Source organism: Myroides sp. LoEW2-1, from assembly GCF_009767705.1.
GTDB lineage: Bacteria > Bacteroidota > Bacteroidia > Flavobacteriales > Flavobacteriaceae > Flavobacterium > Flavobacterium album_A.
Genome location: NZ_WSPP01000214.1, coordinates 1 through 20,489 on the forward strand (window position 1 = coordinate 1; position 20,489 = coordinate 20,489).

A 20,489-nucleotide genomic window follows, 5' to 3' on the forward strand; every position below is an offset into this window, starting at 1 on the left:
TTTTTTTACTTTTATTTTTTAACAGTAAATATTTATAAACAAATTACTTATTCTTCACCTCCAGGTTCTAATAAATGGTCGTAATCTGGATACAAGAAGTTGTTATATGGAAAACGTGTAATATGTATTTCACGTACTTTTTCATACACTTTCTTTCTAAACTCTTCAAAGTTTTCCTTGTTGGTAGCAGAGATGAAAATAGCGTTATCTTGCCCTACTTTATTCATCCATGTGTTTTTCCACTCGTCAATAGAATAGTGTTTTGAAGTGCGCTCTGTCATCAAATCATCTATTTCGATTGTCTCAGGTACATAAGCGTCTATTTTATTAAAAACCATGATAGTTGGTTTATCATCACTTTTAATATCTTTTAGAATCTCATTAACTGATGCAATGTGATCTTCGAAATCATGGTGAGATATATCAACTACGTGTAATAACAAGTCAGCTTCTCTTACCTCATCCAAAGTACTTTTAAATGACTCTACTAATTGAGTTGGTAATTTGCGTATAAATCCAACTGTATCAGATAGCAAAAATGGTAGATTTCCAATTACAATTTTTCGAACAGTAGTGTCTAACGTTGCAAACAATTTATTCTCAACGAATACTTCACTTTTTCCAATTGCATTCATTAAAGTTGACTTTCCAACATTGGTGTACCCAACTAATGCCACTCTTACCATAGCACCGCGGTTGCTGCGCTGTGAAGCCATTTGTTTGTCAATTACCTTTAGTTTATCTCTCAAAAGTGAGATTCTATCGCGAACTATACGTCTATCGGTTTCAATTTCTGTTTCTCCAGGTCCTCTCATTCCGATTCCACCTCGCTGACGCTCCAAGTGTGTCCACATACCAGATAACCTTGGTAAGAGATATTGAAACTGTGCCAATTCCACTTGTGTTCTCGCATAAGACGTTTGTGCTCTTTGGGCAAAAATGTCTAAGATTAGGTTTGTACGGTCAAGTACTTTGCAATCGAGTATCTTAGATATGTTCTTTTGTTGTGCAGGAGATAATTCGTCATCAAAAATAACGGTGTGTATATCATTTTCAACGATATAATGATGTATTTCCTCCATTTTTCCAGTTCCAACAAATGTTTTTGGATTTGGTTTATCCATTTTTTGTGAAAAACGTTTGTGGACTTCTCCTCCTGCTGTAAATGTCAAAAATTCTAACTCATCTAAGTATTCGTTTAATTTTGACTCATCTTGATCTTGAGTAATAATTCCAACTATTACTGAGCGTTCAAAATTTATTTCTTCTTTTTCAATCATATATCTGAATTATAGAGCAAAATTACTAAAAATGTAAGACTATATGCTACACTTCTCAAAAAATGTATTTACTTCAAAAACATTGTTTTAAGTAGGTTGTTTACATGAGATTATTACACAATGTGCGCTTTGATTTTCCTGTATGTATATTTCTTTCTATCAATTATCTTGTTTTTATGTGATGTTCTATGAATTTGTACTGAACTATTTTTAAATCTAAAGTGGGTATTCTAACTTGTATTGCCTCAGAAAGTTTCCTTTAGTAGTAAGGCGACAATACAATACTCTTGTTGAATTTAAGTTATTATTATAAGTCGTGTATAGTCTTTTTCTGTATCTTGCTTTATATCAATGGTATGTTTATTGCATCTATTGATTGCAATAGATGAGTCTATCTAAAAATGATTGTTATGAGAGAATTGAAATATTTTATAGGTTTAATAGTTGCTTTGTTGAGTATGTCACTCTATGCCCAAAAGACGACAGTTCAAGCTGTAAGCTATGGGATAAGTGATAATTTAGATATTCAAGCAGTTGCCTCTATTTTTGGTCAATCTTCTGATTTGGCTGATTTTGAATACCGATTAAACGATCCTGAACTTAGGATATCTAACTTAGATTTAAACAATGACGGGTATGTAGATTATCTACGTGTTGTGGAAGTTGTTGAGAATTATACCCATGTTATTATTGTTCAAGCTGTTTTGGGAGCTGACCGCTACCAAGATGTTCTTACTATTGAAGTGGAAAAAGATAATCGCAGAGGGACAACGTACGTACAGTTTGTAGGTAATCCATATTTTTATGGACCGAATTATATCTATGAGCCAGTGTATTATAGTACACCTCCTTTATTTTCTCTGTTTTGGGTAAGCTCATATAGACCTTATCATTCAAGTTGGTATTGGAATTATTATCCAAGTTATTACTATGGATATTCGCCATATGCTACACATCGTTATGTTACGCATATCCACGCTCATATTGATTACAACAACAACTATTTTTATCACCCATATAGATATAGTCGAACTGCTGAACAAGTCTATAGCAGTAATCGTACAACTTATTACGAAAAACAAAACCCTGAAAAATCATTTAGAACAACCTATAAAGACGCAGGATATACAAATTACCAAGATTTGAATGCCGGTAGAAAAGAGTCTATAGGTGATTATAGTAGAACTACGTATAGCCGAAATAGCTATAGCAATAATAACGCTAATAGTAATAATAGTAGCTATAGCCGTACGTCTTATAGCGGAAGTAAGTCAGCTAATTCAAGTAATTATAACCGTTCAACTTACAGCAGTCCGAGTAGCTCAAGTAGTAACTATAGTCGTTCAACTTACAGTAGTCCGAGCAGTAGCTCAAGTAGTAACTATAGTCGTTCAACTTACAGCAGTCCAAGTAGCTCAAGCAGCGGTTATAGTCGTTCAACTTACAGTAGTCCGAGCAGTAGCTCAAGTAGTAACTATAGTCGTTCGTCTTACAGTAGTCCGAGCAGTAGCTCAAGTAGTAACTATAGTCGTCCTTCAAGTAGGAGCTATAGTCGTTCGTCTTACAGTAGTCCGAGTAGCTCAAGCAGTAGTTATAGTCGTCCTTCAAGTAGTAGCTCAAGTAGCAGTTATAGTCGTTCGTCTTACAGCAGCCCGAGTAGCTCAAGTAGCAGTTATAGTCGTCCTTCAAGTAGTAGCTCAAGTTCAAGTAGTCGAAGTACTTATTCGAGATAATAATAGACTAAAAATAAATTATAAAGCAAAAAGGCAGAACATATTGTTCTGCCTTTTCTTATTTGAAGATTTCGTTTAAAACTTGTGCTAATCTCAGCCCTCCTTTTAAAAGTTGTATTTCTACATCATCTTTGTGATCAAAGTGGTATCTATAGCTTAATGATTCACTTTCTTCTACGCTATCATAAAGTTTGTTAGCCATCGAATAAGAATCAAATAACCAATCTTCTAAAGATCCTTTTGTAAGGTTATTGTTGTATTCTTTTGAGTGAACATCTAAGACAGTAGCATATTCTGTATAGCTGTATTTGTCAAAATCAACTAAAGCCGAATCCCAAAGACTGTGAAGGTTTGTCGGTTTTCTAAACCATTCTACTTTTACTCTATTTCCCCCTAAATCCTCTAATCTACCAATGTGTAGTGGTTGATGAGCATCACCGATAATGTGAATAAGGAAGTATAGCTTTTGTTGTCTTTCGACTAAGCTTAGTTTATCACTTTTCAGTTCTTCTATTAAGAGTAAGGTTCTTTTGTATAAGTTTTCGTCAGTAGATTTAGCCAGTTCTTCATCAAATGCAGCTCTGTCTAAGTTGCCTGGTAAATTAACGTAATGCCATGAATCAGAAAACTTCCATGAAGGGTCTGACTTCAAAAAGTCTGGCCAATTTGACCAATAAGCTAATTTCTGTTTGCCTATAATTTTGCTAATTTCTTTTTTAGCCTTTTTAGTTAAGTTTCTTTCTGCAATTTCTGATACAACTCGGTGACCTGTTGTACCCCAAGCAAACACTTCAGTAGTTTGCATTGTAAATAGTATTGCAATTAAAAAGTAAAGAAGTTTTTTCATACGTCTAATTATTCTTGAAATAAAGCAATTAGTTCAGTTGCTTCATTTGGTTTCATCTTTCCTGCTAAAACAAGGCTTAACTGCTTGCGTCTTAATGCTCCAATGTATCTTTCTTTTTCCAAATCTGATTCTGGAATGATTTCTGGAATCTGAACCGGATGTCCTGTATCATCTACTGCTACAAAAGTATAGATAGCTTCATTAGCTTTCTTTTTTGAGCCAGATTCTCTGTCTTCAATCCATACATCAAGATATACTTCCATTGAGCTATTAAATGCTCTTGATATTTTAGCTTCTACGGTTACAACACTACCTAATGGAATAGGTCTATTAAAAGCTACGTGATTTACTGATGCTGTTACACATACTCTACGCGAATGTCTTCTTGCTGCGATTCCTGCAGCTCTATCCATTCTTGCTAATAATTCACCGCCAAACATATTATTTAAAGGATTTGTTTCACCAGGTAAAACTAAATCAGTCATATAGGTAGCTGATGCAGATACGAATTTTGCGTCCATTTGTTTTATTTTCGGCAAATATAGTACAAATAAAAAATCCCGAAAACATTTCGTTTTCAGGATTTCGTTATATTGTTTATTGTACTAATATCCACGCATCTTTATTTAGTTTACTGTGGATTCTTCTCAATTCTTTTTGTGCTTCTGCTTGAGTAGTATATCCTCCGTAAGTTACTGGATACATGCCGTATTTTGTACGCTCCAATGCTTGTGCTGTTGGATATCCGTTTGTTTTTAATTTTAAAGCCTCCTGTTGTGCTGTTTCTCCATTTCTGAAGGCACAAGCGATAATGTAATAAGGCGTGTCATTTTTTTGCTCAATTTCCTCTTTTACGGGTAAGGTAATTGTTGTAGCAGATGGCTCAATTACAAATGTAGCTTGTTGTATTTTGTTTTGTACTTGTGATTGTACCGTTTTTTCCATTTGTAATATTTCTTTCTCTACATGAGAGTCATATTCATTGACAACTATTGCTCCACCTCCTGCAATAACAGCAAGCATAGCAGCATACTTAAAGAAGTTGAATACAGGTCTTCTTCGATTAGTTTCACTTTCTTCTATAGCTGTAATAAGTGGTGTACGAACAATTGGCGTTACATTAACTGCTGATAAGCCAAATGACGTTTTTAATAAGATATCATTTTCAATCGGTTCAAATACAAGTTTGTTTTCTTGATTTGTGTGGAAACTACCGATTCCCTCGATTGTTAAACTATCTTCTTTCAATAAGGTATTTTCCCACTGAGAAACTACTTCTTTTACAGCCTTTGTTGCTTGTTCAAAAGCAATGTTTTCCACTCTTGCAATATGGTTAGCTAATAAACCGTCGTTGTTGGTGATGTTTGCATTGAAAGATAGCTTCTTAGTAGGAGGAAAAAACGAATTTGTCTTTTCGTCAAAGTAAGAAGATTGCATCTCTGATAAGAATGCACCAAAACCTGGAACGATTACACATTGGTAACGATATAGTAATGTCGATATGTAAGCCTGTATATTCATAAACGCAAAATTACATTAAACCAAACTTAAACCAAATGTTTTTATCAAATATTTTCGGGATTCTCATAAAGGAATAAGTGTTTGATTTCCTTTTAATTAATTACTTGTGTTTCCCTTTATATTACGCTTTTTTGGAGTGGTTTTTGTTGATTAAATAAAGATACAAATTGTCTTAATATTTAGCAAATTATGAATGCAGATATCTCTCAAGAGGAATTGTTTTACGCAATAGCACTGACTAAAGTTAATGGTATTGGGCCTATATTAGCCAAGCGTTTGATTGAATTTGCTGGTAGTGCAAAGCAAGTGTTTTTCTTATCTTCAAAAGAGTTAATGCTCGTACCTAAGATTAGTGACCTCTTGTTAAGGAAGTTGAGTGATAAGCGTGTTTTAGAGCGAGCAGATGCTGAAATTGAGGCGATTATAAAGCACAATATTACGGTGTATTATTTCCTAAGTGATAAGTATCCTTTTTTATTGAAACAGTGTATTGATTGCCCTATCTTACTTTATTCATCTTCTGCCTTGTTTGATTGGTCAGATAGGAAAGTGATTAGCATTATTGGGACAAGACAACCGAGTAGTAGAGGTATGGATTTCTGTCAGAAAATTATCAGTGACTTAGCAGAGTTTAATCCTATCATCGTAAGTGGTTTGGCTTATGGTATTGATATTTGTGCCCACAAAGCTGCCTTGGATTGTAATTTACAAACTGTAGCTATACTCGGACATGGTCTTGAGCGTATTTATCCAGAACAGCATAAGTTTGTCGCTCAACAAATTGAAAAGTCGGGTAGTATTTTAACCGAATTTCCTCTTTATAGCAAAGTCGATCGAGAAAATTTCATTCAGCGCAATCGCATCGTTGCCGGTCTTAGTCAAGCGACGATTGTTATCGAAAGTGCCTTAAGAGGGGGGGCAATGAGTACTATATCTTTTGCTAATGATTATAATCGAGAAGTGTTTGCCGTTCCTGGTCGAATTAATGATATTACAAGCCAAGGTTGTAATGAAGTGATACGCACTCAACGCGCTCAACTCCTCACCAGTTCAAAGGAAATAGTAGAGGGATTAAATTGGAATCAGGAAAGTAGAAAAGTCAAGTCAATTCAACCAGAATTATTTGTTGATTTGTCAGCGGATGAGAAAGCGGTGTACGATTACCTCGTAGTAGAACAAAGGGAGCTGTTGGATCTCATTGCTTTAGGGACAGAGCTGCCTATTTACAAAGTCAGTAATGCTTTGCTAAATTTGGAGCTAAAGGGTTTGATCCGTCCATTGCCAGGTCGATATTTTGAAATAGTATAAAAAAAGTCGATAACCTTAGTTATCGACTTCACTGTTTATTTCTTCACATTATATCCAAGTCTTTCTCTTACTTTATTCAATGTGTTTGTAGCGATTACAGATGCTTTTTCTGCACCAATACCTAATAGGCGGTCAACTTCTTCTCGGTTGTTGATATAGTATTCATATTTTTCGCGAACCTCTTTGAATTTATCCACGATTAGTTCGTATAGCTCTTGTTTAGCATGTCCATAGCCATAGTTACCACCTAAGTATTTAGCTCTCATAGCTTCAACTTGCTCAGGTGTAGCTAATAGTTTATAAATGGTAAACACATTACAAGTATCTGGGTTTTTTGGTTCTTCAAGTGGTGTACTATCAGTCTCAATGCTCATTACTTCTTTTCGCAATACTTTATCCGTTTGGAAGATATTAATTGTATTGTGTCTTGATTTACTCATTTTGTTTCCGTCAGTACCAGGTACCACCATTACTTCTTCTTGAATCTTAGCCTCTGGCAATACAAAAGTTTCACCCATTTGGTGGTTGAATCGAGAGGCTACATCACGAGTGATTTCTAAGTGCTGTAACTGATCTTTTCCAACAGGGACAAACTCTGCGTCATACAACAAGATATCTGCAGCCATTAGCATAGGATAGGTAAACAAACCAGCATTAACATCTGATAAAACATCTGCTTTATCTTTAAACGAATGGGCTAATGTTAAACGTTGAAATGGAAAGAAGCAACTTAAGTACCATGTAAGTTCAGTTGTTTGCGGTACATCTGACTGGCGGTAAAAAGTTACATGATTAACGTCTACACCACAAGCAAGCCAAGTAGCCGCAACACTATAGGTATTGTCTTGTAACGTTTTTGCGTCTTTTATTTGCGTTGCTGAATGCAAGTTCGCAATAAAAATAAAAGACTCATTATCTTTTCTGTTTGCCATTTCTACTGCAGGTAGAATAGCTCCTAAAAGATTCCCTAAGTGTGGAGTTCCTGTGCTTTGAACTCCTGTTAGAATTTTAGCCATTGCGTGATATTAATTATTTTAAAGTAGCAAAGATAAGTGAAATGAATTTTATAGACTGTGTTTTTACTGCTAATGTGCTTTCACGGAAGTAGAATTGTTTATTTTTGAGTTTAGTTTATAAACATTATTCAAATACATACGATGAACAGTTTAGCTGTATTTTTCAGTTCGCTTTGGAGATTGTGGTTTTATATCTGGATGGTCATTGTGATCTTGATTCTATCCCCTTTTTTGTTGTTGACCATTTGGTCAGACAAGACCTACTCTTATTTCTTTAAATTGGCGAGGTTATGGGCCATACTTACTTTTTATGGAATAGGGATGAGGTTCCATATTGAAGAAAATCACCCGATTGAGAAAGGCAAGAGTTATATGTTGATTGCCAACCATACTTCTATGTTAGATATAATGATGATGCTTATCTTGGTCAAAGACAATCCTTTTGTATTTGTTGGAAAAGCTGAATTATCCAAGTTGCCTATTTTTGGTTTCTTCTATAAACGCACTTGTATTCTCGTTGACCGAAAGGACGCGAGAAGTAAGAAGAAAGTTTTTGATAGTGCACAAGATCGCATCAATAAGGGACTTAGTATTTGTATTTTTCCCGAAGGTGGCGTCAACGACGATAGAACGATAATCTTAGATAGTTTTAAAGATGGAGCCTTTCGCTTGGCTATAGATCATCAAATTCCGATTGTGCCCTTTGCCTTTGGGCATTTAAGACACTTTTTTCCTTTTGTTTGGGGAATTGGTCATCCTGGCGTAGTCCCTGTTAAGGTGTTTCCGTGTATCGAAACAAAGGGCCTTACTTTAGAACACAAGAAAGAACTTAAAGAGACAGCTTTTGATTTGCTCTATAAGCCGGTATTGAACTGGGAGAATCAATATGCTAAGAAATAGGAAAGCGATGAGATCTACAGGATCTCATCGCTTTTTAATTATAGTTTGGTTTATGGTTTACAGTTGTATTATTCCAGCTCCAGAAATTCTTCCACTGGCATGAACAAAGTCATTCATAGATTGGTTTTGTTCGGTTGACAGATTCCTGTAGTTAATGTCAAGCTTAGTACGATTCATAGAGAGATCAAATAGCTCTTTTTGAATTTCTTTCTGACGTTCAGTGTCTGTAGAAATTTTGAATTCTTCGACTAACTGCATTTCTTTTTTATACGAGGCAACTAAATCTGCATAAGGATTGTCTTCTTGAGAATCTATTTCCTGTGAATCTGCTTTATTTAAAAGATCTTCATTCAAAGAACTGTTATTAGGATCTGATGCTTGTGTAAGAATTGGCAGCTTTAATTCTAAAACGCTTGGTTCTGTTATGGTACATACACCACCAGCAACCTTATTTTGTTGGTGAAAACCTTTGTTCTCAGCAGGTAAATCTTCATCGTAGAAAGCGATGAACTCAGCCTTAGTAAAGAATTTATTGAAAAAATTACCAACTGCATTTTTATTATGTGTAATCTGTTCAGTAGGGTATTCTTCACCTAAGAAGTACGTACATCTGTATAGGTTATTATCTATAAAAAGAGCATTTGTCGATTTAATATTATCTTGATAAAGTACATCATCAATAACTACTTCTCTCGCAGTCGAACGAAATTTGTCAAAGTTGCCTTCTGTAGCGTATACCATCGAGAAGATATAGTGTGGTTCTAAAGTTGGGTTGATAATTCCTCCTGAGTTTTGTTTGAATACATTGAACTTATTTTTTTGTCCATTGTATTCTAATTGGTGTATTCCACTGTCTAACTTTAGTACCTCAAAAGTATTGGGTGCTAAGGTGTATTTTTTATCATCTATAGATACTGTAATTTCTTTGTCAGTTGGATTGGATAGATAAAAATCTTGTCTTTTGAAGGGATCATCACAACTTAGAAAGGTTGTAATTGTTAGCAATAGTGCTAATAGTCTTGATTTCATAGTGAATTTTTGAGTTTTTAAAAGTGCAAAACTAATGTTTTCAATACAGGCTGCATAGTTAAAAATACTTTTTTAATACATGTGTTTAAGGTGTGATTACTCAGTATTTATGACTATTTTTAATTAAATTTATAATAAAAACTTAGAATGAGTTTGTTGCGTGTGGATGTTAGGATATGTATGCGTTGTATTCGAGTTAATTTATTGTGTGTTTTTTAATGTTATTGAAGAATTTGGATCTTTACCGAAAAGACTCTCTGTTTTGGAGAGGTAAAAAGTTTTGAGTCATTCCTTTCTATTTGTGGAGTATTTGAGTTCTTTATCGATAGCTATTGTAATTTCTTCTTGTATTTTAATAGTAATATATGCTTTCTGAATATCAGTTGTTTCGAAAAGAGTTGCGTGAGCGTTTGACAATATTTGCGGTTATCTTCATTGTTGTATCTGGCATTTGTATTTTCACGTCTCCCAGCCGTATTGATTTACAGTGGAGGTTTTACTATGCTTTGCTGTTTTTGTGTTGCCTTGTGTTTTTGTACGTATTGGTGATTGTTATTCGATTGTTTACTAAATACTCAAAATCACAGCGATATATAGATTGGCTTACGTTGTTTTGGTTATTTGTTTATCTGTTTGTTTTCTTAGTTGTCAGTGTTTTGTTAACGTATTGAGTGCTGACTTACAGTTTTTAAGTGTTACTAATAATTATTGTGTGTATGAATATTTTGCGTCTGATTGGTAGAGTAGCTTTGCGTACTATTTGTGGTAGTATTCCCTTCTTATTAGCATATTTGGTTATTGAGCGATCACATGGTTTACTGAGTAAGTTTATTTCAGCTTGGTTCATGAGTTTTTTGATTTTTATATCAGTTATCTGTTATGTAAGATTCGTTGTTCGCAACGCTTCTTCACCCGAAGCAGATAAAGAAGAAAAATATGTTGATATACTTGGTCTGATTGCTTATCTAGTCATGTGGTGTTTTGCATATAGTGTTTTTTTAGGACCAGAGATGCGATAAATAGATTGGGGAGTAAATCTCTTATTTCTACCAATAATTCTGTGCTTTAATCAGTAGAAGGGTACTTTGGGAATACATATGATTAAATGGCTACTCAAGCCTTTTTAGGTTTAGCTATCGTACTTGTTGTTGTTACGACTGCATAGTGTGAGATTACAATATTAAAAAAAAGCCCCTAACAACTTGCGTTATTAGAGGGCTTATGTATATGGATAGAATATATTTTAAGCTTCTTTATTCTTGATTTCTTCTTTAATTCTTTCTTCAAGTTCTTCCATTAATTCAGGATTATCCTTGATGATTGCTTTTACTGCATCGCGACCTTGTCCTAATTTAGTATCTCCATAGCTAAACCAAGAACCGCTTTTCTTTACAATTTCATAGTCAACTGCTAAGTCAAGTACTTCACCTACTTTAGAAACTCCTTCCCCATACATGATGTCAAATTCCGCTGTTCTAAATGGAGGAGCCACTTTATTCTTAACGATTTTTACTTTAGTTCTGTTTCCGATTACGTTATCTCCATCTTTTATTTGAGTAGACTTACGGATATCAACACGAACCGATGCGTAGAATTTTAAGGCATTACCACCTGTTGTCGTCTCTGGGTTACCGAACATCACACCAATTTTATCACGCAACTGGTTAATGAAGAATACAGTACAATTCGTTTTGTTAATCGTAGAAGTAAGCTTTCTTAATGCTTGAGACATCAAACGAGCATGTAATCCCATTTTAGAATCTCCCATTTCTCCTTCAATCTCACTTTTTGGAGTTAAGGCAGCTACAGAGTCAATAACAACGATGTCAATAGCACCTGAACGAATTAGATTTTCTGCAATTTCAAGTGCTTGTTCCCCATTGTCAGGTTGAGAAATGATAAGGTTGTCAATATCGATACCTAATTTTTGTGCATAAAAACGATCAAATGCGTGCTCCGCATCAATGAAAGCTGCTATACCTCCTGCTTTTTGAGCTTCTGCAATTGCATGTAGCGTTAAGGTCGTTTTACCTGATGATTCGGGTCCATATATCTCTATAATTCTTCCTTTTGGATATCCTCCTACACCTAAAGCTAAGTCTACCCCTAGAGAACCTGACGAAATCACTTCAACTTCTTCAACAGCTGTATCTCCTAATTTCATTACAGTACCTTTACCGTAAGTTTTATCTAGTTTGTCTAGCGTTAGCTGTAACGCTTTTAGTTTTGCTTCTTTATCTGCACTCATTTTATTACAAAAATAGGTTCTTACTGATGTAAAAGTAATATAATTTATTTACTTGCCAAGAGTGTATAATCATTATGCTATAAATTATAGCAGTTTTATGGAAGTAAACTGCTACATTATTCAGTATTGTGATAGCTTTTGTTTTTAATTCTTTTTTTTGTGTAAGCTTTAGCCATGTACCTTAAGGGAATAGCTGGCTATTTAAGTACTTCGCGTAGGGGGGAATTTGCCTGGAGTACGCATAGGGGTTTGTCAATCTCAGAGGTAGATTTTGTTCTTTTTCGCTCACTGCTAATTTGTGTTACTTGGCTTTTTCAGAATTGACTTGTAAGTAATTTTAGGTGATATGATCGTGATTTTTAAACAAAAAAGAACACCCCAATGAGCACTTTGTTCGTTGGGGTGATATAAAATTGAAAACTTGTTAGTTATCTTGCTTTTTGAATGTTTTATAGCAGATTAATGCGATGACAAGCCCTACGATGATTATTACTCCCCATAGTATAATAGATTGTATGGCGTTATTTGCTTTTTTTATTTCCTCCGGACTTGCTTTTTGAAATTGATTGAATTGAAAATCATGAGTCTCTACTATAGGAAGTGATGACGGTATATCATTTTTAAAGTGTTGTATATCATATTCTGGGGTATCATACTCGTCTCCTATTATATTTACAGTATACGACGTATTGGCATTTAGGTAAGCTGTAGCGAAGCGTGTTAATGAATATGTATTAACTGCTTTGACTACTAAGGGGGTATTATCTCCATTGTAGATTTCGATATACGGATTCTGTACTAATATATCATCTAGTATAAACTCATTTCGATTTTTAGATGAGAGTATAAATGAGATATTAGTTTTAGTTAGAGAGTCTCTTAAAATCGCTTTTCGATAATAATCTTTTGGAGAGTCTATTTCTATTAATAGCTTATTTAGCCTATATTGATATTGTTGTTTTGCAAAGTATAGTATAGACGTTTTGTTTTTATTGTTGACTTTACTATCTGCATACTTTAGTAAAGTAGGGCTAAACTGTCCATAGGTTTTTGTATCTACAGCAGTGCTTACTTTATTGAGTTTTAAAGGAGCGGATTGATTATTGATCAATTCCATCTCATAGTATTTATAGCGACCTTCTGGTATAGTGATAAACAAAGTTACTTCACTATCATTTGACGATGTATAAGTATAAATAGGAGTTTTTTGTTTTACTATAAACCAGCTTTGATTGTCATTACTTCCACGTACAGATGCGTGTATAGATACGTCCGCTTTATTGATATTGATGTAAAAGTCTGAGACCTTTTTTGCTTCAGGATTGTGTATAACAAATCGATTAATACTATCTCGTTCTACTAAGGTAGATGTTTGGTATTCAATGATTTTTGTTTCTTTAGAAGTCGGTTGTACATTTCTGATAAAGTATGGTACTTCTGTTGTTGCAAAACTTAAACTATCTCGTTGCATTATACGCAGGTTAGAGAAGTTGCTACTAGCTTCACCTGCTATTCTATTGTCTAGTTTAATATTGTAATAACCACTCTCTGTTATAGGAGCAATAGTAGTTGTATATGTTTTGGATTGAGCATGTCCTACTTGAGTACTTAAAAAGTAGGTACTCAGTATGACAAGCGCTATTGTATATATTTTTTTCATTAGAGATTCTTTAATTATTACTCCTTTGTGATAGATGAGGTATCATTATTTTGATCTTGGTCTTTGACAAGAAGCTTTATGCGTTCCATCATAAATGAAACAACTAATAAGATTATACCTAAGATGACAAATGAGATTATCTTTCCACCTTGAGTCATGTTCCAGACATCGTACAAGTAAAATTTAGCAATGATTAATGCAAAACTTCCTAAGGATAACTTTCTCAAGTCAACATCGTTTTGTTTTATTCCTACAATCATCGGAACCATAGCTAATAATCCCCATAAAATTGGGTAACCATACGAATGTACATTACTTAAAATAGAAGTATATCTTTCGACATCATTAATTATCCAAATGCTGAGGTTGTCAAGTTCTACAGACAAGGTACTTACTATGCTGACAAACAAGATGATTAGGTAAATGATTCTATTTTTTTTATCTGCTTGTTTCTGCCTTTTGTATAACCAAATTAGCAAGGACATACCTACCACAATAGCTATAAAATGGATTAGAAAATAGGCTTTAGGATATACATCTCGCATGAAGATCTCACTGCGAAGATGGCTTATCCTTATGTTGTATATCAACAGGAGTATGACCGTTACTGCGAAGATAATTTGATAGTATGCTTTACTAAAAGACTGTTTGTATCTGAGTACAAAAATGAAGGTGTAGAAAAGAGTAAAGGTGATTATAGCTACGTTTTTAAACGTTTGCATATAAGCTGTCGGGCTTAAGTTTTCAATTCTAACCGTTATTTGATATCTTAATTCTAAAATAGGAACAATATATAGCAGTGCTAAGAAGGATACTGACATGATTTGATGAATGTTAGTATTTGATAGCATTGCTATGTTTTTCAATCCCTTAGTTTCACTTTCGTCTATTTCGCTTTTTGCTGCTAATCTTTTAATCACATAAACAGACAGTATAAAAAAGATACCAGTCATTGTAAATTTATTTATTATAATTGGCAAAATTGGAGTAGGATCCAAATCCTCGTATATTTCCACAGGATTGAATAGTGTTGCAGAATAAATATAGGAAATCAAGGTAAGTATGGATAGGATAAAGAATCCCATGCGGAACAAATTAACCTTGGTTTTATTCCAAATGAAATATAGTACAGCCATCTCCACTGCCCAGGCTACTGTGATATAGTTTCCATCTAATTGCATGGGAATACTCAAGGAAACAAATCCTACTATTAATCCCAATAGTGTGTAGCCTAAATTTGAATGAACTTCAAATTTTGTTGTTTTCTTTATGATAACCAAAAAGGCTACATTTATCAGTGCTAATAATATAAGATATACCCCCAGGTAGTTAACCTCCGTTTTGTTGTGGAAAATTTTGATAGCATTTATTAAAATAATGATATTTAATAGCGAAAAGAATATAAGTTGTCTTATTTGAATCTTTTCGATATTGGTTTTGAGGTAGCGCAGAACCATAAAACCACCCAATTGTATAAAAAACAAGATATTGAATATGGCAGCAGACAAGATGTAATCTACTTTATATTTGGATACTACCCATGTATAGAAGTATAAGATAGTTAAGACGTAACTAAATTTGTTTACAATAAACCATTCCTTTTTGTAGGCAACAATTAGAACACCACTGTTTAGTAGTAAAATGTAAGAGAAAAGGACTAAATGATTGCCTGAGCCACTACTCACTAAAAGCGGAGCTAACATCCCCCCAATCAACCCAAATATAGTCAGTTCTTGTCGCTTATATCCAATTGAAAGTAGTACACAGAGTACGGTGATGATGATTAAAATAACAAAAGCTGTAATCTGATTAAATACTTCATATTCTCTAAAAGCAATGGTAATCGTAACATAAAATGTTGCAAAACCACCTCCCATGAGTATGGAGGAGAAGGCGTGATATTTCTGACTAAGTTTATGGGCGATTCCTATTAAAATTCCCCCTGTTAGTATTCCGATGGCAACACGGCCAATTTCATTTATCCAATTTTGATCAATTGCATATTTAACAAAGAAACCTATCCCTAATACGAGTGTGAAAATTCCAATAGTGTTAAGCCAATTGATATTCTTTAACTGTTGTAATAGTTTATTTTGAAAATGATCAGTAGATGTTGCAGTTGTGATCTTTGTCGGTTTTGTGTCCTCTTTCTTAATTTCAGGAGCACTTATTTTCAAAATATTTTCTGAAATCTTCGGTTCTATTTTTTCCTCAGTAGGAGGTACAGCTTCTTGTTTTATTGGCTCATCGACCTTTTTGTAATTTTCTTTTTGTGCCGTATCAGTGGAGCGAACTTCTGGTATTGGAGCACGCTCTATAGGATTAGATATTGGTGCAACAGGTCTTTTTGTTTCTTCCTTTTTTGCAGGTTCAGGTGTTTGTATAGGTTTTTTTGCTATCTGATCTGCTGTTCCTAATGTCTGCTCGAGGCGCTGCATCTTTTCATATAAACCATTTAACATACTCAAAGCTGTATTGACTTTTTTGTTTGTACTGTCTATATTATTATTTAGTCCTTTTACCTTACTGTTTATAACGAGTAATAGTACAATGATTGCTATAAAGCAAAGTGTTAAAAAACCATCCATACATGCGTAGTTTAAATGAATAATAGTTCTTGAAGTTCCTATCTCGCAAATTCAAGTAGTGTTATTTTGTAAAATTAGTTAAATAATAATTATAAATATAAGTATGTGTTAATTATGATAGGATATTATATTTTGTTTAAACAAAAGAGTATTTGAAATAAAAAAAAGAAGTTAACTATAAAATTAACTTCTTTCGTATACGTTGAGTGTTTGGTTTTACTTAATGAATGTAAATGTTTTATTTGACCATTCTCCGATAAGTGGCAATGGTTTTGATTCCCCTTTCAGAGCATTGAGGATGCCAATGATCCAAAGCACTAATATGACTAATCCAACTAAACCTAAGAACGATAGAGCAGGTACAATTTTTACCACAATATTTAAAACTACGTTTAATACTACTGATGCAATCATTACTCCAAATGATTGTCTGAGGTGATACTTTAAAAAATTATCTGCTTTTTCTTTTCCCATAAAATAGGCTATTAACCATCCGATAATTGTAATGTATGATACAATTGCAAGTGTTTTATTATTCATTTTTCGATTTTTTACTGGAGCAAATATCTATAGAAATCTTACAATTATCGTCAATTATAGGTGTAAATGGGGCGAAAATGGCTGATTATAGGGAGTTTTTAGGCTACTTTTGACAGTTCTTTTTTTTGATCGATCATGGTATGTGATGTTGTCGGTTTTGTTTGGTAGGCAGTTTTTCGTTGTTAATCTTAGTAGGTTTAGGATAACTGCTTTTTTAAAGAATGGATTGATAATTAGTGTTTTAAGTATTTTTTTTGATGTTCAATTCTCATTTGTCAATCAAAATAGTATCTTTGCACCGAAATTCTTCCATTTAGAATTTCAAACATATATAATCTACACTTAAAAGTATATAGCATGCAACTGTATAACACATTAAGCGCAGAGGAAAGAGCAGAACTTATCGAACAAGCGGGAGAGAACCGTTTGACTTTATCTTTCTATGCGTACGCCAAAATAGAAAACCCACAACAATTTAGAGATGACTTATTCCTGGCTTGGGATGCATTAGACGCTTTAGGACGTACTTATGTAGCTCATGAGGGGATCAATGCTCAGATGTCTGTACCTGCATCTAAGTTTGATGCATTTAGAGAGACTTTAGAGCAATACGACTTTATGAAAGGTATTCGCCTGAATGTAGCTGTAGAGCAAGATGACTTATCATTCTTAAAGCTAACAGTAAAGGTTAGACACAAGATCGTAGCAGACGGATTGAACGATGATACATTCGATGTGACGAATAAGGGAATTCACTTAAAGGCAAAAGAATTCAACGAGTTATTAGAAGACCCGAATACGGTAGTAGTGGACTTTAGAAACCACTATGAGAGTGAAGTAGGGCACTTCGTAGGAGCGATTACTCCAGACGTGGACACATTCCGTGAATCACTGCCAATCATTAAAGACCAGTTAGAAGACATCAAAGAGGAGAAAAACCTACTGATGTACTGTACAGGAGGTATCCGCTGTGAGAAAGCATCCGCTTACTTTAAACACAACGGGTTTAAGAATGTTTACCAATTAGAAGGAGGTATTATCGAATACACTCGTCAGGTAAAGGCGGAAGGATTAGAGAGTAAGTTCATCGGAAAGAACTTCGTGTTTGACCACCGTTTAGGAGAGCGTATCACAGACGATATTATCTCTAACTGCCACCAGTGTGGTAAACCATGTGATACTCACGTAAACTGTGCAAATGAAGGATGTCATTTGTTATTCATTCAGTGTTACGAATGTGCTGAGCAGATGCACGGATGTTGTTCTGATGAGTGTTTGGATATTATCCAAATGCCTATAGAAGAGCAAAAGCGCCTGCGCCAAGGAGTACAAAAAGGAAACTTAGTATTCAAGAAAGGGCGTTCGGAGGCATTAAAGTTCCAGAAAGAACGCAAAGCTACGGATGAAGTGAAGGCAGTGAAAGTAAGTGCAGTAACACAAATCCGCAAGAAACAAGCAGAGCGAAAAGTACTTATTGGTACAGCACAGCATTACTTTACTAAAGCAAGTGTAGGGCAGTTTATTGTTGACAAGGAGTTAAATGTTGGAGATAAAGTAGCTATCGTAGGGCCTACTACAGGTGATGAGAGACTAACAATAGAGAAGATGATGGTAAATGGAGCGGAAGTTAGTACAGCTAATAATGGAGATAAGATGACTATGGAATTAGGTTTCCGTATTCGTAAAAACGACCAATTGTATAAAATAATAGATTAAGCATTAAGAATATGACAGTTTCAGGAAGAGTAGAGCTTATGGCTCCTGCAGGTAACTTCGAGTCTTTACAGGCCGCGTTAGATAACGGTGCAGACTCAGTGTATTTCGGAGTAGACCAGTTAAATATGCGTGCGCGTTCTACGGTAAACTTTTCTATTGATGATTTAGAAGAGATTGCGAGAAGATGTAAAGAGAAGAATGTACGTACTTATTTGACGTTAAACACTATCGTTTATGACCACGACTTATCAGTGGTTAAGACTTTATTGAATAAGGCAAAAGAGGCAGGGCTTACAGCAGTGATCGCGTCTGACCAGGCAGTGATCGCATCTGCAAGAGCGATCGGGTTAGAAGTACATATCTCTACTCAACTAAATGTCACAAACATTGAGACTGTTAAGTTTTATAGCTTATTCGCTGATACGATCGTGCTATCTCGCGAGCTGAGTTTGCGACAAGTAAAAAAGATCACTGAAGCTATCGAAAGAGAACAGGTGAAAGGGCCTTCTGGTAATTTGGTAGAGATAGAGATCTTCGGTCATGGAGCTTTGTGTATGGCTGTATCAGGGAAGTGCTATTTAAGCCTTCACTCACATAACTCTTCTGCAAACAGAGGAGCGTGTAAACAAAACTGTCGTAAGAAATACACGGTAATAGACCAAGAGAGTGGTTTTGAGATCGAGATAGACAATGAGTATATGATGTCACCTAAGGACTTATGTACCTTAGATTTCTTAGATCAAGTGATCGATGCAGGAACCAAAGTACTGAAGATAGAGGGTAGAGGTAGAGCTCCTGAGTATGTAGCAACTGTGATTCGTACCTATCGTGAGGCTATCGATGCTATCGCTGATGGTACTTACTCTCAAGAGAAAGTAGCAGAGTGGATGAAAGCTTTAGAAACGGTATATAACCGTGGATTCTGGAGTGGATATTACTTAGGACAGAAATTAGGAGAGTGGAGTGACAACCCAGGTAGTAATGCCACTCAGAAAAAAGTGTATGTAGGTAAAGCGGCTCACTATTTCCAAAAAGCGTCTATCGGAGAGTTTAAAATTGAAGCTTATGATATCAAGATTGGTGATAAGATCTTGATTACTGGACCGAGTACAGGAGCACAAGAGTTGATCGTAGAAGAACTATTCGTCAATGAGCAGAAGGTAGAGAAAGCGACTAAAGGAGATGACTGTACAATCAAAATTCCGTTTAGAATTCGCTTATCTGATAAGCTGTATAAAATAGTAGAGGCATAATGGTCATAGTTACGCTACAACGCGATAAGTGTATCGGATGTAATTATTGTGTTGAGGTTGCTCCTCAGCAGTTTCAGATGTCTAAGAAAGACGGAAAGACTGTCTTATTGAAATCTGTGAATAATAAGGGATTTCATACACTTAAGTCGCCAGATTATACTATTTTAGAGGCATGTGAACAAGCAGAGAAAGTTTGTCCAGTACATATCATTACCGTAAAAGATGTATAAGATGAGAAAGATATATTATTTAAGTACTTGTACGACATGTAAGCGTATCATGGCTGAAATGCCTGAATTAGATACGTTTGAACTACAAGAGATTAAGAAGAATCCTGTGACAGCAGCACAGTTAGAAGAAATGTATAAGCAAGTGGGTAGTTATGAAAAACTATTCAATAAGCGTGCTCAACTGTACAAAAGCGAAGGATTAAAAGACAAGAATCTTCAAGAAGATGATTTTAAAAAGCTTATTCTGGAGCAATACACTTTTCTAAATCGCCCAGTAATGTTTATCGATGGTAACATTTATGTCGGGAATAGTAAGAAAGTAGTAGAGGCTGCTATCGAACAAGTAAAGAATAAATAGTAGGCATAAACCTGCTAATAACTAATGGCCAACAGCAATGTTGGCCATTTTTTGTTTGGTTATGTAGTGGTAGGACAACATTTGAAGTCTCGTAAAGACAAAATTATTTCTTCTTGTAAGGCAACTAATCTTCTTATTGCTATTTTATGTCAATGTTTTTTATTCAATAATTATTTGGGATAAATATTGGTATAAGTATAGACGGTATGTCGTTTTTATTTGATTTCTTTCATTTAAGGGATTGTATTATAAATGTTAATTT

18 protein-coding genes are annotated in these 20,489 nt (G+C 34.7%); 8 read left to right on the plus strand and 10 right to left on the minus strand.

Features of this window, described 5'->3' with window-relative positions; translation table 11 throughout:
- Positions 1 to 47 precede the first annotated feature (47 nt).
- The gene (gene hflX, locus GOQ24_RS12100) at positions 48 to 1,280 is read right to left on the minus strand and encodes a GTPase HflX (RefSeq protein WP_155091933.1); all 1,233 of its coding nucleotides are present in this window, start codon (positions 1,278 to 1,280) and stop codon (positions 48 to 50) included.
- A gap of 410 nt (positions 1,281 to 1,690) precedes the next feature.
- Between hflX and GOQ24_RS12105 the strand changes: the two genes are divergently transcribed.
- On the plus strand, positions 1,691 to 3,013 hold the full coding sequence (locus GOQ24_RS12105) for a hypothetical protein (protein WP_160339810.1): 1,323 nt from the start codon (positions 1,691 to 1,693) through the stop codon (positions 3,011 to 3,013).
- Between the two features lie 58 nt (positions 3,014 to 3,071).
- Here GOQ24_RS12105 and GOQ24_RS12110 read toward each other — a convergent pair whose 3' ends face one another.
- The 3 genes from GOQ24_RS12110 to GOQ24_RS12120 form a co-directional block, all read right to left on the minus strand.
- A complete protein-coding gene (locus GOQ24_RS12110) occupies positions 3,072 to 3,860 on the minus strand; it encodes a S1/P1 nuclease (RefSeq protein ID WP_155091934.1) in 789 nt (262 codons plus the stop codon).
- Between the two features lie 8 nt (positions 3,861 to 3,868).
- Positions 3,869 to 4,381, minus strand: a complete 513-nt coding sequence (locus GOQ24_RS12115; protein WP_155091935.1) for an acyl-CoA thioesterase — start codon at positions 4,379 to 4,381, stop codon at positions 3,869 to 3,871.
- Between the two features lie 76 nt (positions 4,382 to 4,457).
- The gene (locus tag GOQ24_RS12120; protein WP_155091936.1) at positions 4,458 to 5,381 is read right to left on the minus strand and encodes an SPOR domain-containing protein; all 924 of its coding nucleotides are present in this window, start codon (positions 5,379 to 5,381) and stop codon (positions 4,458 to 4,460) included.
- Between the two features lie 189 nt (positions 5,382 to 5,570).
- Here GOQ24_RS12120 and dprA point away from each other — a divergent pair, with 189 nt between their 5' ends.
- Positions 5,571 to 6,689, plus strand: coding sequence for a DNA-processing protein DprA (gene dprA, locus GOQ24_RS12125; RefSeq protein WP_160339811.1), 1,119 nt, complete (start codon positions 5,571 to 5,573; stop codon positions 6,687 to 6,689).
- 35 nt (positions 6,690 to 6,724) lie between these two features.
- Here dprA and trpS read toward each other — a convergent pair whose 3' ends face one another.
- Positions 6,725 to 7,705: a tryptophan--tRNA ligase gene (gene trpS / locus GOQ24_RS12130; protein WP_155091938.1), complete on the minus strand. Its 981-nt coding sequence runs from the start codon at positions 7,703 to 7,705 to the stop codon at positions 6,725 to 6,727.
- Positions 7,706 to 7,846: 141 nt separating this feature from the next.
- Here trpS and GOQ24_RS12135 point away from each other — a divergent pair, with 141 nt between their 5' ends.
- Complete coding sequence (locus GOQ24_RS12135; protein ID WP_155091939.1) at positions 7,847 to 8,605, plus strand: lysophospholipid acyltransferase family protein; 759 nt, start codon at positions 7,847 to 7,849, stop codon at positions 8,603 to 8,605.
- Between the two features lie 57 nt (positions 8,606 to 8,662).
- On the opposite strand, the gene GOQ24_RS12140 is transcribed toward GOQ24_RS12135, so the two are convergent.
- Positions 8,663 to 9,634 carry a hypothetical protein gene (locus GOQ24_RS12140; RefSeq protein WP_155091940.1) on the minus strand — a complete coding sequence of 324 codons (972 nt, stop codon included), beginning with the start codon at positions 9,632 to 9,634 and terminating at the stop codon, positions 8,663 to 8,665.
- A 716-nt stretch (positions 9,635 to 10,350) separates the two neighbouring features.
- Here GOQ24_RS12140 and GOQ24_RS12145 point away from each other — a divergent pair.
- The gene (locus tag GOQ24_RS12145) at positions 10,351 to 10,653 is read left to right on the plus strand and encodes a hypothetical protein (protein WP_155091941.1); all 303 of its coding nucleotides are present in this window, start codon (positions 10,351 to 10,353) and stop codon (positions 10,651 to 10,653) included.
- 224 nt (positions 10,654 to 10,877) lie between these two features.
- Here the strand turns inward: GOQ24_RS12145 and recA are convergent, their stop codons facing one another.
- The 4 genes from recA to GOQ24_RS12165 form a co-directional block, all read right to left on the minus strand.
- A complete protein-coding gene (gene recA / locus GOQ24_RS12150; RefSeq protein WP_155091942.1) occupies positions 10,878 to 11,882 on the minus strand; it encodes a recombinase RecA in 1,005 nt (334 codons plus the stop codon).
- 424 nt (positions 11,883 to 12,306) lie between these two features.
- Positions 12,307 to 13,542 carry a hypothetical protein gene (locus tag GOQ24_RS12155; protein ID WP_155091943.1) on the minus strand — a complete coding sequence of 412 codons (1,236 nt, stop codon included), beginning with the start codon at positions 13,540 to 13,542 and terminating at the stop codon, positions 12,307 to 12,309.
- Between the two features lie 17 nt (positions 13,543 to 13,559).
- Positions 13,560 to 16,130, minus strand: a complete 2,571-nt coding sequence (locus GOQ24_RS12160; RefSeq protein WP_155091944.1) for a DUF2339 domain-containing protein — start codon at positions 16,128 to 16,130, stop codon at positions 13,560 to 13,562.
- Between the two features lie 216 nt (positions 16,131 to 16,346).
- Positions 16,347 to 16,670, minus strand: a complete 324-nt coding sequence (locus tag GOQ24_RS12165) for a DUF4870 domain-containing protein (protein WP_155091945.1) — start codon at positions 16,668 to 16,670, stop codon at positions 16,347 to 16,349.
- A 357-nt stretch (positions 16,671 to 17,027) separates the two neighbouring features.
- On the opposite strand from GOQ24_RS12165, the gene GOQ24_RS12170 reads away from it, so the two are divergent.
- From GOQ24_RS12170 to GOQ24_RS12185, 4 genes are read left to right on the plus strand one after another with little or no spacing between them, the layout of a single operon-like run.
- On the plus strand, positions 17,028 to 18,386 hold the full coding sequence (locus GOQ24_RS12170; protein WP_155091946.1) for a rhodanese-related sulfurtransferase: 1,359 nt from the start codon (positions 17,028 to 17,030) through the stop codon (positions 18,384 to 18,386).
- A gap of 11 nt (positions 18,387 to 18,397) precedes the next feature.
- Positions 18,398 to 19,639 (plus strand): peptidase U32 family protein, encoded by a 1,242-nt coding sequence (locus tag GOQ24_RS12175; RefSeq protein ID WP_155091947.1) that lies wholly within the window; start codon positions 18,398 to 18,400, stop codon positions 19,637 to 19,639.
- On the plus strand, positions 19,639 to 19,869 hold the full coding sequence (locus tag GOQ24_RS12180) for a ferredoxin (protein ID WP_006257855.1): 231 nt from the start codon (positions 19,639 to 19,641) through the stop codon (positions 19,867 to 19,869). The genes GOQ24_RS12175 and GOQ24_RS12180 overlap by 1 nt, the downstream gene beginning before the upstream one ends.
- Position 19,870: 1 nt before the next feature.
- Complete coding sequence (locus tag GOQ24_RS12185; RefSeq protein ID WP_155091948.1) at positions 19,871 to 20,227, plus strand: arsenate reductase family protein; 357 nt, start codon at positions 19,871 to 19,873, stop codon at positions 20,225 to 20,227.
- Positions 20,228 to 20,489 lie beyond the last annotated feature (262 nt).